The 14,352-nt window shown below is 61.3% G+C and carries 12 protein-coding genes; 5 read left to right on the plus strand and 7 right to left on the minus strand.

Translation table 11 applies throughout. The annotated features are described in order from the left end of the window. The 6 genes from AB4048_RS02690 to AB4048_RS02715 form a co-directional block, all read right to left on the minus strand. Positions 1–903, minus strand: coding sequence for a branched-chain amino acid ABC transporter permease (locus AB4048_RS02690; protein WP_442200366.1), 903 nt, complete (start codon positions 901–903; stop codon positions 1–3). A gap of 473 nt (positions 904–1,376) precedes the next feature. Then, a complete protein-coding gene (locus AB4048_RS02695; RefSeq protein WP_442200367.1) occupies positions 1,377–3,803 on the minus strand; it encodes a GcvT family protein in 2,427 nt (808 codons plus the stop codon). A 203-nt stretch (positions 3,804–4,006) separates the two neighbouring features. Further along, positions 4,007–4,561: a sarcosine oxidase subunit gamma gene (locus AB4048_RS02700; protein ID WP_442200368.1), complete on the minus strand. Its 555-nt coding sequence runs from the start codon at positions 4,559–4,561 to the stop codon at positions 4,007–4,009. A gap of 10 nt (positions 4,562–4,571) precedes the next feature. Continuing rightward, complete coding sequence (locus tag AB4048_RS02705; protein ID WP_442200369.1) at positions 4,572–7,526, minus strand: sarcosine oxidase subunit alpha family protein; 2,955 nt, start codon at positions 7,524–7,526, stop codon at positions 4,572–4,574. After that, on the minus strand, positions 7,523–7,801 hold the full coding sequence (locus tag AB4048_RS02710; RefSeq protein ID WP_442200370.1) for a sarcosine oxidase subunit delta: 279 nt from the start codon (positions 7,799–7,801) through the stop codon (positions 7,523–7,525). Before AB4048_RS02710 ends, AB4048_RS02705 begins: the two co-directional genes overlap by 4 nt. Before the next feature lie 10 nt (positions 7,802–7,811). Beyond that, on the minus strand, positions 7,812–9,062 hold the full coding sequence (locus tag AB4048_RS02715; RefSeq protein ID WP_442200480.1) for a sarcosine oxidase subunit beta family protein: 1,251 nt from the start codon (positions 9,060–9,062) through the stop codon (positions 7,812–7,814). A gap of 383 nt (positions 9,063–9,445) precedes the next feature. Between AB4048_RS02715 and cysQ the strand changes: the two genes are divergently transcribed. From cysQ to AB4048_RS02740, 5 genes are all read left to right on the plus strand, one after another. Next, complete coding sequence (gene cysQ, locus AB4048_RS02720) at positions 9,446–10,240, plus strand: 3'(2'),5'-bisphosphate nucleotidase CysQ (RefSeq protein ID WP_442200371.1); 795 nt, start codon at positions 9,446–9,448, stop codon at positions 10,238–10,240. 109 nt (positions 10,241–10,349) lie between these two features. Next, entirely contained in the window at positions 10,350–11,387 is a 1,038-nt protein-coding gene (locus AB4048_RS02725) for a DUF2793 domain-containing protein (RefSeq protein ID WP_442200372.1), read from the plus strand. A 320-nt stretch (positions 11,388–11,707) separates the two neighbouring features. Further along, positions 11,708–12,424 carry a sugar transferase gene (locus tag AB4048_RS02730; RefSeq protein ID WP_442200373.1) on the plus strand — a complete coding sequence of 239 codons (717 nt, stop codon included), beginning with the start codon at positions 11,708–11,710 and terminating at the stop codon, positions 12,422–12,424. 241 nt (positions 12,425–12,665) lie between these two features. After that, on the plus strand, positions 12,666–12,941 hold the full coding sequence (gene sciP / locus AB4048_RS02735) for a CtrA inhibitor SciP (RefSeq protein ID WP_034476390.1): 276 nt from the start codon (positions 12,666–12,668) through the stop codon (positions 12,939–12,941). Positions 12,942–13,150: 209 nt separating this feature from the next. Continuing rightward, on the plus strand, positions 13,151–13,432 hold the full coding sequence (locus AB4048_RS02740) for a GNAT family N-acetyltransferase (protein WP_442200374.1): 282 nt from the start codon (positions 13,151–13,153) through the stop codon (positions 13,430–13,432). Positions 13,433–13,639: 207 nt separating this feature from the next. On the opposite strand, the gene AB4048_RS02745 is transcribed toward AB4048_RS02740, so the two are convergent. Continuing rightward, positions 13,640–13,990 carry a flagellar export protein FliJ gene (locus AB4048_RS02745; RefSeq protein ID WP_442200375.1) on the minus strand — a complete coding sequence of 117 codons (351 nt, stop codon included), beginning with the start codon at positions 13,988–13,990 and terminating at the stop codon, positions 13,640–13,642. Between the last annotated feature and the right edge of the window lie 362 nt (positions 13,991–14,352).

Consider the following 14,352-nt stretch of genomic DNA (forward strand, 5'->3'; position numbering starts at 1 on the left):
TTATACCTTCTCGACTTCCGGCCGCCCGAGGATACCCGTCGGCTTGAAGATCAGCACGAAAGCCAGGAGTGCGAAGGTTGCGACGTCCTTGTAAGCGATCGTGAAATAGGCGGACCAGAGCGACTCGATGACGCCAATCAGGAGGCCGCCGAGGACTGCGCCGGGAAGCGATCCGATGCCGCCGAGAACGGCCGCAGTGAATGCCTTGACGCCCGGAGCGAAGCCGTCCGTGAACGACACAACGCCATAATACATGAGGAACATCGTGCCGGCGACGGCGGCAAGTGCCGCGCCCATCACGAACGTGATCGAGATCGTGCGGTCGACATTGATGCCGAGAAGCGCCGCCATCTTGCGATCCTGCTCGGTGGCGCGCTGGGCGCGGCCGAGCGCGGTGCGATTGACGATGTACCAGAAAGCGACCAGGAGCACCGTCGTGATGATGACGATGATGATCTGCTTCAGCGAGATCGAAACCCCGCTGATATTGTAGACCGTGGTCACGAGCGGCCGGATCGGCTTGTTGCGCGGGCCCTGCGTCACCTGGATGAAGTTGGAAAGCACGATCGACATGCCGATCGCCGTAATCAGCGGCGCGAGACGAAACGAGCCGCGCAGCGGCCGGTAGGCGACGCGCTCGATCGCCCAGTTCCAGAGGCTCGTCATCAACATCGCCACCACCAGCATGATGATGAGCAGGACCGCGACGGGCAGACCGGCGAACATCGATGTGAGAACCAGGAAGACGATGAGAGCGGCGAAACCACCCAGCATGAAGATATCGCCGTGGGCGAAATTGATCATGCCGATAATGCCGTAAACCATCGTATAGCCAATGGCCACAAGGCCATAGATGGACCCAAGAGTCAGCCCGTTGAGGAGCTGCTGGATAAAGTACTCCATATATCATTTCCCCTGGATGCGGATGAGGTCAGCCGCATCTCTTTTTTTGGTTTGGCCTACCACTGAGCAGCGGCCATTGGCTCGATTCCATAACGTTTTCGATGCAAATGTGAAGTTAAAAAGCCGCAAGATTGACAAATTCTTTGCAAAAGCCTGTGCAATGACGCCCAAAGGGCCACATGCGGCATAAAAACGGCACTCTTTGTCTCAAATTTGGGCAAGCTTCGTAAGCCGGCGCTTTTCAGCCCCAGATTAGTGAATACATGTCCGGCTTCTCCGGAGGCGGATCGAGTATTTTTTTAGCGCGCGGTGTCACCTCTCTCCTCGTCTTGCTCGGGCTTGACGCGACCATCCACGACACGGTGAAAGCAATGGGTCTCTCGCCTGAGGGGGCGAATGTCGGCTAGGGATCGGACTGCCGGCAAATCGAGGGCGAATCTCGTCGGAGCTTCGCCCTCGCTGATCCTGCTTCGTCAGGACCGCATGCGCGCGCCATCCGCATCGAAGAGAGGTTGAAGCTGAAGGCGCGCCGGCAGCATTTCGCCGAGGAGTTCGATCGACCAGCCCTCGCCTTCGTCTGCAATCTCCTTCGGCACGTACCCGACCGCGACAGAAACACCCGACGCATGCGCGTAGCCGCCCGAGGTGACCCAACCGCAAACCGCGCCGGCGTGGTAGATCGGCTCGTCGCCGATCACATCGGCATCCCTTGCATTGACGATGAACGTGCGCAGGCGCAACGCGCCGCCATCGGCCTTTTCCTTGGCCGCCGCCTGCTTGCCGATGAAATCCGCACCCTTGGTGAGCGCCACAAAGCGGCCAAGGCCAGCCTCGAGCGGCCCGTATAGCGGCCGGTACTCGCGTGACCAGCTGCCATAGGACTTATCGAGTCTCAGCGCATTGAGCGCCCGCAAACCGAAGAGCCTGATGCCAAATTCCGCGCCCGCGGCCATCAGCTCGTTGAAGAGATAGCTTTGATATTCCGGCTTCATCCAGATTTCGTAGCCGAGATCGCCGGTATAGGTGACGCGGCCGACGATCGCCGGCGCCATGCCGAGATCCATGCGCCGGATGCTCATGAAGGGAAACGCCGCATCGGAGATATCCTGGTGGGTCAGCTTCTCCATCACCTTGCGCGCATTCGGGCCGGCGATGGAAAGACCGAGCAGCGACAGACCGAGCGGCTTGAGCTCGACCGAGCCGTCCTTCGGCAAGTGGCTCTCGAACCAGCGCATATGATACGCCTCGGCAATGCCCGATCCGATGACGAGGAAGTCGTCCTCTCCGAGCCTGGCGAGCGTGAAGTCGCCGATCAGCTTGCCATCGTGCTTCAGCATCGGCGCAAGCGTCATGCGACCGATCGCCGGAATACGGCAGGTGAGCAGACGATCGAGCCAGGCTTGCGCGCCCGCACCCTTCACCGAGTACTTGGCGAAGCCCGAGGTTTCCATGAGCCCGGCGCTCTCGCGGACCGCTGCTGCTTCTGCGCCCACGACATCGAAATCGTTGGAGCGCCGCCAGGAGAACTTGTCTTCCTCACCCTCAGGGGCAAACCACAAAGCCTGTTCGAGGCCATATGACGCGCCGAATACGGCGCCGGCCGCTTTCAGCTTGTCATAGATCGGCGTCGTCATCAGCGGTCGGGCAGCCGGCAGCTCCTCGTTGGGGTAGCGGATCGAGAAGCGTCGCGTATAGTTTTCGCGCACCTTGGCGTTGGTGTAGGCAAGCGTCGCGTAATCGCCGTAGCGCGAAACGTCCATGGCGAAGACGTCGAAGCCGGGATCGCCGTGGATCATCCAGTTCGCGAGCGCCAATCCGACGCCGCCGCCCTGGCTGAAGCCGGCCATGACGGCGCAGGCCGACCAATAGTTGTTGAGCCCCCGGACAGGGCCAACGAGCGGGTTGCCGTCGGGCGAGAAGGTGAAGGGACCATTGATGATCGTCTTGATGCCCGCCTTGTTGAAGGCCGGGAAATGGCGGAAACCGACTTCCAGCTCGGGCGTAATGCGCTCGATGTCTTCCGCCAGCAGTTCATGGCCGAAGTCCCACGGCGTGGTCAGCGGCGACCAGGGGCGGCAGGCCTTTTCATAGGTGCCCATGAGCATGCCGCCTCGCTCCTGGCGGAGGTAGATCTCGCCGTCGAAATCGACGCAATGCATCAGTTCCTTGCCGGTTGATTTGTTGAAATCGGCCACTTCCGGCATGTCTTCGGTGATGAGGTACATGTGCTCCATGGCGAGCACCGGCAATTCGAGACCGACCATGCGGCCGACTTCGCGTGCCCAAAGGCCACCGCAGTTTACGACGTGCTCGGCGATGATGTCGCCCTGATTGGTGATGACGCGCCAGGAACCATCCTCGCGCTGCACGAGATCCTCGACCTTGGTGTGCAGGTAGATCTCGGCGCCGTTCTTTTTTGCGGATTTAGCATAGGCATGCGTCGTCCCATAGGGGTCGAGATGGCCTTCGACCGGATCGTAGAGCGCACCGACGAACTGATCGGGATCGAGAAGCGGCATCATCTCGTGCGCTTCCTTCGGCGTCAGCAGCGTCGCCTCTAGACCGTTGTAGCGGCCCTTGGCAAGGATCGACTTCAGCCAGTCGAAGCGCTGTGGAGTGGCTGCAAGCATCAGACCGGAGGTCATGTGGAGGCCGACATCCTGGCCCGAATATTCCTGGATCTCCTTGTAGAGCTCGACCGTATATTTCTGCAGCTTGGCAACGTTCGGATCGCCGTTGATGGTGTGCATGCCGCCTGCCGCATGCCATGTCGAGCCGGAGGTCAGCTCGGAGCGCTCCAACAGGACGACATCCGTCCAGCCGAACTTCGTCAGATGGTAGAGAACGGAACACCCGACGACACCGCCACCGACGACGACGACCTTGGCATGGCTTTTCATAAGTTTCTCCGGTTTTCGAGCGTGCTGCCGAGACGGCCGCGCTGCATCCCCTCACCCATGCCATTGAAATCCGCAGGAAAAATCCGTTAGATTCAGCAGAATGATGGCGCTGAGCCTAGTGGCAATCAAACCGCCCCAATAGCCTGAACTGCGAAGCCGACATTTCTATTTGCGCCATCGCGATTGTCCGGATCGCGCCATCGCTACGCGGCAAAGCCTGCCGTCAGCGCGAATTCGCGTCCCATCTCCATGAGTTCGTCGAAAACAAAGCCCGCATAGGAGCGCATCACGACGATTTCGAAGACGTCTCCGCCAGTGCACGCGACATTGGCGCTGACATGGCAGCAGAGCATATTGGCGGAGCGCCCTTCATGAAAGACGTCAGGATGCAGGTCGACGGCAACGCATTTGGCAAGGATAGCCCGGACGTTCGGCCCGGATACTCTAAAAAGCACGCGACCGTCGCTTTGGTCGACCAGGGAGACGCGCCCCGCGTCAAGCCTCGAAAGGTCGGCAACGACACCCTCGCCGTCCAGCGTTTCGGAAACCGCAAGCCACTCGAAGGGACCGACCATGCGCACCGAGATCGCGGGCGTCGCGCTCAGCGACGCAAGCACCTCGCCCTCGTCGCCGGGGTTCACCAACACCGACACTGCCGCGAAACGACGCACGATTGCCAGATGGTTCGCGTTCGGCTGAGATGCGGTGGAAGCCAGCCGCTCGTCGAGCACATGTCTGTCGAGATATGCAATGCTCATGGCGCCGTTCTCACTGATGAAGCTTCTTGTTGTCGGAATCGACAAAGACGGGGCTGCAGACTTCCGCGAATATTTCGTCCCCGCGCAGCCCGTCCCAGACGACGATCCTCTCGCCCATCCTCTCACGACCGGATTTCAGGAAAGCGAGCGCGATCGAATGGCCGAGCACCGGCGAGAAGCAGGCGGAGGAGACATGGCCCTGGTCGTTTGCCGTCGAAGGCTTCGCCCCCTCCTTGAGCAGATGCGCTCCGGCCCTGATCTCGCGCGCCGAATCGACCGGCTTGAGGCCGACCAACTGGAGGCGGTCCGCCGCCGTCAGACCGAAACGAGTGGATAGCCGCTTGCCGATGAAGTCGGCTTTCTGCGCCGACATCATTCGTCCGAGCCCGACATCGTCAGGCGTCGTGCGACCGTCGAACTCGTTGTGGGTGACGTGACCCTTCTCGATCCGCATCACGTTCAGCGCCTCGACGCCGTAGGCTGAGATGCCATGTGCCTGCCCAGCCTCCATGACCTGATCGGCCACCGCCTCGCCGAAGCCTGCCGGAACCGCCAGCTCGTAGGCAAGTTCGCCTGAGAACGAGATGCGGAAGAGCCTGGCCTTCAGTCCGCCCTTCAGCGCTACAGGTTTGGCCGCGAGGAAAGGGAAGGCTTCGTTTGAAATGTCGTCTTCGACCAATTGCTGCAGCACCTGCCGCGCCTTAGGGCCGACGACCGACATCTGCGCCCATTGATCGGAAGACGAAACGAAACGCACGTCGAGATTGGGCCAAAGGGTTTGCGCACAGAACTCCATGTGCGTCAGAACCTCTGCAGCATAGGCGGTGGTGGTGGTCACCACGAAGTGGTTTTCAGAAAGCCGGCTGGTGGTGCCGTCGTCGTAAACGACCCCGTCTTCCCGCAGCATCAGCCCATAGCGGGCCCGCCCAACCGGGAGTTTCAGGAAGGCGTTGGAATAGAGCCGGTTCAGAAACTCGGCGGAGTCAGGACCGAAGACCTCGATCTTGCCGAGCGTCGAGACGTCGCAAATCCCGACGTTGGCGCGCGCGTTCAGAACTTCGCGGTCGACGCTCTCGCGCCAGGTCTTTTCGCCGGGGCGCGGGAACCATGCCGATCGGTACCAGAGCCCGGCTTCCACGAAGGTGGCACCGTTCTTCTTCGCCCAGCCGTGCAGGGGAGATTCGCGGAACGGCCGGGCGTGCTTGCCCCGCGACGTGCCGGTCATCGCGCCGAAGGAAACGGGCGTGTAGAACGGTCGGAAGGTTGTGGTACCGACGGCTGCGGGGCTCACCCCCTGCATGCCGGCGATGATGCCGGTGGCGTTGACGTTGCCGAGCTTGCCCTGGTCGGTCGCCATGCCGCTCGTCGTATAGCGCTTGGCATGTTCGATGTGCCCGAAGCCTTCGCGCAAGGCGAGCCCCAGATCCTTGGCATGAACATCGTTCTGGAAATCGACGAAAGCCTTGTCCTTGGCGCCTGGAACGTACCAGACAGCAGCAAACGCCGGATCATACTCGCCTTCCACCGAAGGAATGTCCGCCTGGCGGACTGTCCGCCCGAGCGCCGTTGCGACCGCTGCGGCCTTGCCGGCGCCATCGGCGAGACAGCCGGAAAGGCTCGCTTCGCCGGCAGCGGCACCCGCCACATCGAGGCCGGCGACCACAGGCGCGAGGAACGCCTGCTTTTCCTCCGACCAGACCGGTTTGCCGCCGCGCTGGCAGGCAAGGTGTATGACGGGCGACCAACCGCCCGACATGGCAAGCGCGTCGCAGGCAATGGTTTCCTCGAAACCGCTGCGATCCGCGATCAACGCGCTCAGGCGATGCCTGCCCTTGGTCGCGATGACGCTGCCGCCGCGAATGACACGCACACCGTCGGGCGCGCCATCGGCCGCATGTGTGCGCGTATCGACGATCGCTGCGATCTCGATGCCCTGCGCGGCAAGATCGGCTGCGGTGCGGTAGCCAGAGCCGCCATTGGTGAAGACCGCCACCTTCTTGCCCGCGGAAACGGCATAGCGGTTGAGGTAAGTGCGCATGCCGCCGGCCATCATTACGCCCGGCCGGTCGTTGCCGCCGAAGACGAGTGGCCGCTCTTCGGCGCCGGTAGCGATGATCGCGCGCTTTGCCACGATGCGCCACAGCCGTTCGACCGGCAGATCCGGCGAAGGTTCGGCGACGTGCTTCTGCACCTTCTCAACCGCCCCGAAGACATTGTCGTCGTACCACCCGAAAACTGTCGTGCGCGGCATGAGCGTGACATTTTCAAGATTCGACAACTCATCGACAACCGTTTGCGCAAAGCGGGCGCCGGGAACACCGTCGAGCGTCAACTTTTCCGAAAGCAGCGAGCCGCCGAAGCGGAAGCCTTCGTCTGCAAGGACGACGCGCAGGCCGGCGCGTGCCGCCGTCAGCGCCGCCATCAGGCCGGTCGGGCCAGCGCCGACGACGATGAGGTCGCAGTGCGCCCAGGCCTTTTCGTAGCGGTCCGGGTCCGCCTGCATCACCGCCCGGCCGAGACCGGCGGCTTTGCGGATCAGCGGCTCGTAGACCTTCTCCCAGAACGCTGCCGGCCACATGAAGGTCTTGTAGTAGAAGCCGGCGCTCAGAAACGGCGACAGCAGGCTGTTGAGGGAACTGACGTCGTATTTCAGCGACGGCCACCGATTTTGGCTGGCGGCGGAAAGCCCCTGATAGAGCTCAGCGACCGTCGCCCGCGTGTTTGGCTCCGTGCGCCCGCCTTTGCCGATCGCAACCAGCGCATTTGGCTCGGCGGAGCCTGCCGTCACGATGCCGCGCGGGCGGTGGTACTTGAAGCTGCGGCCGACGAGCATCTGGTCGTTGGCAAGAAGCGCCGAGGCGAGTGTATCGCCGGCAAAACCCTTCATGGTCTTGTTGTCGAAAGTGAACGTCAGCGGCTGGTCGCGATCGACCACGCCGCCCGAGGGAAGACGATAGGCGGTCATTGCGCGCGCTCCCGCGCTTTCTCCGTGGCGTCGACGACGGAGTAGACCTCGTGAGTGGCGTTGTCCCGCTCGACCACCAGCCAGCGGCGACAGCCGGCGGCGTGATGCCAATGCTCGAGGATACGGCCGCGTGGGTTGTCGCGGATGTGGACGTAGCGGTGCCAGGCCTCATCGGACGCGGATGGCGATGGGCGGACGACGGAGGCATCGCCCCGGATGGAGAATTCCTCCTTGGGACGAACACCGCAGTGCGGACAGGAAATCAAGCTGGCCATGGAGTGTGCCTCAATGCAAGTTCGGCTGCGGGCCCTTGCCGCCTTCGTCGATCGGGAAGCCGCGCTCGAAGCGATCGAGGCGCAGGAGGCGGCTGACATGATGGGTTTCGTTCCGTGCGATCAGGTGCGCGAAGCAGAAGCCCGAGGCAGGCGTCGCCTTGAAGCCGCCGTAGCACCAGCCGCAGTTGAGGTAGAGGTTGTCGATCGGCGTCTTGTCGATGATCGGCGAGCCGTCCATGCTCATGTCCATGACGCCGCCCCAGGCGCGCAGCACGCGCACCCGCGACAGGCCCGGTATCAGCGATACGCCATCTTCGAGCGTGTGCTCGACGGTCGCTAGGTTCCCGCGCTGGGCATAGGAGCTGTAGTAGTCGATATCGGCGCCGAAGACGAGGCCGCCCTTATCCGACTGCGAGATATAGAAGTGCCCGGCGCCATAGGTGATGACGTTGTCGATCACCGGTTTCAACCCTTCCGTGACAAAGGCCTGCAGCACATGGCTCTCGATCGGCAGGTCGAGGCCCGCCATGCGGCCGAGCGTCGATGTATTTCCGGCGGCCGCCAGCGCCAGCTTGTTGCAGCCGATGAAGCCGCGCGTCGTCTCGACGCCGACGACGCGGCCGCCCTCGCGGCGGATGCCCGTGACTTCGCATTGCTGGATAAGATCGACGCCACGGCTGTCTGCGCCGCGCGCGTAACCCCAGGCAACCGCATCGTGACGGGCGGTGCCGCCGCGCCGCTGCAGGAGGCCGCCGAGGATCGGGAAGCGCGCGTGGTCGAAATTCAGGTACGGCATCAGCCGCTTCACCTGTTCCCTGTCAAGCAGTTCAGCGTCGACGCCATGGATGCGCATGGCATTGCCGCGCCGCGCGGCGGCATCGCGCTGCCCGTCGGTGTGGAAGAGATTGACGATGCCGCGCTGAGAGACCATCGCATTGTAGTTGAAATCCTGCTCCAGCCCTTCCCAGAGCTGCATCGAGAACTCGTAGAACGGCTCGTTGCCCGGCAGCAGGTAGTTGGAGCGGATGATTGTGGTGTTGCGGCCGACATTGCCCGAACCGAGATAGCCCTTCTCGATGACCGCGACATTGGTGATGCCGAACTCCTTGGCGAGATAGTAGGCCGTCGACAGCCCGTGTCCTCCGCCGCCGACAATGATCACGTCGTAGTGCTGTTTCGGCTCCGGCGCGCGCCAGACAGGTTGCCAGTCGCGATTTCCTGTAAACGCCTGCTTTAAAATCGAAAGTGCGGAATAGCGCATGCGGTAACCCATGATCGACCCTGCAGCACCGCGGTCGTCTGGGACGAGCAGGGAAAGCTGCAACATTGTGCGCGCACATTCGCATATGCGATTGAAACGGCAAGCCTGGAACGGACCGAAAAAGTTCGCAAACGGGACATGGAGAGCGCGCAATGGGCGAAGGCGATAAGCTCCTTGCCGAGTGTGTCCGAAAAAGCACGTTCGCGCGAACAAGGGCGCGGTTCAACCCCAGGCCGCAAAACGGCGATTGGCAAATCAATATTGCCCCGCTAAGGCCAGAAATCGTGATGCGGCGGGGGTCTAAACTTCGCGGTCAAGACTTCTTAAATATTAATCATTCACAGTCGCCAAAAGCTGCGGAACCGCGGAAAGACGTCATACCGATGCTCGGTACATTCGAACAGGCGGCACTGGAGGCCGGCAAGGCGATCCTCGCCATCTATCGCGCGGGCTGTCTTGTCACACTCAAGCAGGACCTGAGCCCGGTCACGGTCGCAGATGAGCAGGCCGAGCGAATCATTATCGAGCATCTGGCGCGTGAATTTCCCGACATTCCGATCATTGCGGAGGAATCTGTCGCCGCGGGCAGGATACCCGACGTGCGCGGACGTCCATTCTTCCTCGTCGATCCGCTTGACGGCACGCGCGAGTTCGTGGAACAGCGCGACGAATTCACCGTCAATATCGCCTATATCGAGGACGGCGTGCCGATCGCGGGCATCGTCTACGCGCCGGCCGTCAAGCTTGCCTTCACGGGTGCCTACGGCAAGGCGCAGAGGCTTTCGATCAGCGACGAATTCTCGGTCTTTGACCGTTCCGACATCTCGGTGCGGCGGCAGCCGAAGGAACTGCTGGCGCTGGCCAGCCGCCGGTACAACAACGCCCAAACCGACCGGTTTCTTCTCGATAACGCGGTGACCGCCTGCACGACGATCGGCTCCTCGCTCAAATTCTGCCTGCTGGCGGAGGGTCAGGCCGACGTCTACCCGCGCTTTTCGCGGACGATGGAATGGGATACCGCCGCGGGCGACGCGATCCTGCGCGCGGCAGGCGGCATGACCGTTACCGGCAGCGGCCAGCCGCTCCTCTACGGCAAGACGGAGCAGAGCGAAGACAGCGACTTCGCCAACCCCGATTTCATCTCCTGGGGCTGCAGGGCGAGCCGTAGCCGGGCATAGCAAACGCAAAATATCCTGACGATTCAAGGAGCCGAGTGGCGAATCATCCCCCTCGTCCTGGCGTCGATTATGCTGACCGCAACGAAACGCCTCTTGCGGGAGACCAGCCTTGTCCGACGAAACCACGAATCTCGCCCTACCCTACATCCTGCCGTCGCAGGCACAAAAGCACGTCACGCATAACGAAGCCCTGCAACGCCTGGACGCAGCCGTCCAGCTCACGATCGCGGCCAGTCTGGCCGCACCGCCTTTGGCGCCCTCCGAGGGCGCCGCGTATCTGGTAAGCACGGGCGCCAGCGGGGCCTGGCTCGGCAAGAGCGGCGTCATCGCATTCTTTCAGGATGGCGACTGGCTATTCCTGCAGCCGCGAGCCGGATGGCGCGCCTGGTTTGCCGGCGATTCGCGGCTTCGCGTTTTCACCGGCGCCGCGTGGACGGAGCCAAGCCTTCCCGCAAGCGGCAGCATGCAAAGCCTCGGCATCAACGCAACAGCCGACACCAGCAATCGCCTGGCCGTCGCGGCGGCGGCAACCTTGTTCAGCAATGCCGGCAACGGCCACCAGATCAAAGTAAACAAGGCCGCCGCCGCCGACACCGCTTCGCTGCTCTTCCAGACCGGGTGGTCGGGCCGGGCTGAAATGGGGACTGCCGGTGACGACAGCTTCTCGATCAAGATCAGTCCGGATGGCAGCGCTTGGCGGACCGGACTTGCGATCTCGCCACAGGGCGTCGTCTCCATGCCGAACCGGCCCCTGGTACGCGCCAGTCTTACGTCGGGTCCACTCACACCCGCTGCCGGCAGCCAGACCGGCTTTTCGACGCTCGCAGCCAACCAGGGCGGCTTCGCGCTTGCCGACGCGATCAGCGCAAGCGCCGGAAATCGGCTCTCCGTGCCTGTCACGGGCAGCTATCTTCTTCTCCTGCAGACGAGCACGCTGACGTCGAACGGCCATACGGTCAGCCTGGTCGCAAACGGCAGCACCGTCCTCACGGTCTGCGGGGCGCCGACGACAAACGGGGCGCTTCGTCAAAGTGCCGCCGGTATTGCGACCCTCAACGCAGGCGATCGCCTGAGCCTCCTGCACGGCGGGACTGCCCAATTCGAGTTCGGCTCCGGCAAGACCGAGATTATGGCGACCCTGCTTTGAGCTACGGGGATATGTCTTTTTTCATACACGCAGTGAGCGCAATGAGCACTCATTGCGTGCATGCGTCGCCTATGGACAGATTTTTAAACTTCACCTCTCATGGAGAATAAATCCGTTTTAGATCAGATGTTTAACTGCGGCTGGAGCACCGTTTTCTATCGACCAAATGAGCTTTTTATCGAGAGTCTGATAGAAATGTCGCAATTCACTGTTTGGATTGGGTCATCCCGGCTGACCAATTGGGATGGAAACCCTGAAAGATGGCCTAGGCAAAACATCGTCAAAGTCTTTCACACCCCCCGAAAATGTGAGGTGCGAACTTGAGTATCCTGGTTTTTAACAACAGCGTTACGGACACAACGATCGGTGCCGGCATACGCAGCTGGCCGCCGCGGTCGGCTCCGATAGAGAGCCCGGCATCCCTATGGCGGACGCTCAATCTGTCTCTGAAACGCGGCTTCGACATTGCCGCTTCGCTTGGCGCCCTGATGGTGCTGTCGCCGCTGCTGATCGCCATCGCGCTCCTTATTCGCCTCGACAGTCCGGGGCCGGCATTGTTCACGCAGACACGCTGGGGCAGGAACTGCAAGCGAATCCGTGTCTACAAGTTCCGCTCCATGCGGGCCGATCTCGGCGACCGCAGCGGCATTGCGCAGACGGTGCGCGGCGACCCGCGCATCACGCGGCTCGGCGCGATCCTGCGCCGCACCAACCTCGACGAGCTGCCGCAGCTTCTCAACGTTCTCAAGGGCGATATGTCTGTCGTCGGTCCGCGTTGCCATGCGATCGACATGCTGGCGGCCGGCAAGCTCTACGAAGATCTGGTGCCGCAATACCATCGCCGCCACACCATGCGTCCCGGTATGACGGGTCTCGCCCAGATGCGGGGGCTGCGCGGCCCGACCGATCGCACGACGATGGCAAGGGCACGCGTGATCAGCGATCTCTATTACGTCGAACATTTTTCGATGCTGCTCGACCTGAGAATCATCGTCGGCACCGTCGTTTCCGAGTTGCGGGGCGGCTCCGGTTTCTGAATTTTGAAGCCGAGAAGAGAGTGAGAATTTGCGCGCGGCGACCAGAACGGCGTCGCGCGCAACCATTTTTTCAAGAGATAACCTCTTCAGCCCATGGCTTTATTTCCGCCATCGGGCACCAATTCTGATGCTTTCGAACATAGGTAGAATTGTTATCAAAGTGTTACTACGCGCTTAGGCAATTTTTAAATGTGACGAGCTAAAGTGCCACTTGTGGTCTTGAGTTGTGTAGAGAGTCCCAATGACCGAAATGATACGTCCCCGAGTGAAGTATGTCATCGGCCCCGATGGCAGCCCACTGACGATTGCCGATCTGCCGCCGCCGAACACGCGGCGCTGGGTGATCCGCCGGAAGGCTGAGGTTGTCGCTGCGGTGCGCGGCGGCCTGCTGAGCTTGGAAGAAGCCTGCGAGCGCTATACGCTGACCGTGGAAGAGTTCCTATCCTGGCAGTCCTCCATCAGCAGCCACGGCCTCGCCGGTCTGCGGACGACGCGAATTCAGCAATACCGACACTAGAACCCTCCTTTTTCGAGGCTTTCCGGGCCGGACGTCTTCCAGATAGGAACGTCCGGCCCGAGCTTACTCAGCCCCATTCCAGTCGTGCAGCACCTCATCACGGACCACACCCGGGGTCGCTGCCGACAGCCGGCTTGGCAGTCGCCCAAGACCATGCGATTTTCGCTGCGAAACGATCTCCTGGGAAGCGGCGCGCGGAGGCAGACGGCATGGACATCAGACACGAAGCAACGACCTCCGGTGGACGCTACGTTGCAATCGTTGACGGGCACCTGGCGGAAATGACCTATTCCCGCGCCTCGCCGCACCTCATCATCATCGATCACACCGCGGTCCCGGACGCGCTGCGCGGAAAGGGCGTCGGGCAAGCACTCGCCGAATACGCCGTGAGCGAAGCTCGCGCGCATGGCTGGAAGATCTTCCCGCTTTGCCCGTTCTTCAAGGCACAGACCCAGCGCCACCCAGAGTGGGAAGACGTCATCAGCCACTAGAGCAATTCAGGAAAAGTGTGACGCGGTTTTCCGTCCGGAATTGCGTAGAAACAAACAGATAGACCGTTTCCGTTTTTCTTCGAAACAACGGTCTATCCGGCCGCCTGGACTGTTTCACGGTCACGCAAAAAACCGTGCATGGCCGGCCGCTTTGGTCGGTCATGCACGGTTTTTTATTCACGACCCCGCCTGCCGGCGAGGGCGCCGTTACGCGCGGGCCCGAAGGCCTCCGTCACGTTCCTCGATCGCCGCCGCCTTGGCGTACTCCTCCTGCATTTCCTCAAGCGCCCCTTCAAGCGCCTCTTCCTGCGCCTGCAACTCTCTTATCGAGACCTGGAGATTGTCGGCGCGCTGGCGCGCCGCCTTGGCGAAGGTCGGATAGGCGAAGTGTGTCGGGTCGGAAATCCCCGACCTCTTTTCCTCGATGACGATCTGGCTTTCCAGATCCTTTGTCATCCGGTCAAATTCAGCCATCATCATCTGTAACTGCTGCAGCTGACGACGTTTTTCGTTCACCTGAAATTCCTTCAGGCGCACTAGGCTCTCACGCGACTTCATACGCAATACTCCCGTGATGCGAGACCCCGGCTCTCGATGCATTTCCCCGCCCGCACCGCATTCGCAGCGGATTGGATCAAAAATTTACCTCGGCTTAACAAAAACCTACCGTTGGTAACCTTTCGTTTACGGGCATCGTTAATGATAGTCCTGATCTTTTAAAGGTCCGTAAATGACGCGAACGGAATTCTCAACTAGTGCTTTGGTGAGTCACATGAATCGGTTAGCCGCATTTCCTAATGTGAAAGCTGAGGGTTCAGACTTGCTTATTCACTTTGGAAAACAGGCAAATGCGAAAATTATTTAATATTTTCGATACAGCTTGCCAGAGGGAATCAGAATTTGTTAACCATTCCGTGGCA

Source organism: Rhizobium sp. RAF56 (assembly GCF_052113965.1).
Classification (GTDB): Bacteria; Pseudomonadota; Alphaproteobacteria; order Rhizobiales; family Rhizobiaceae; genus Rhizobium.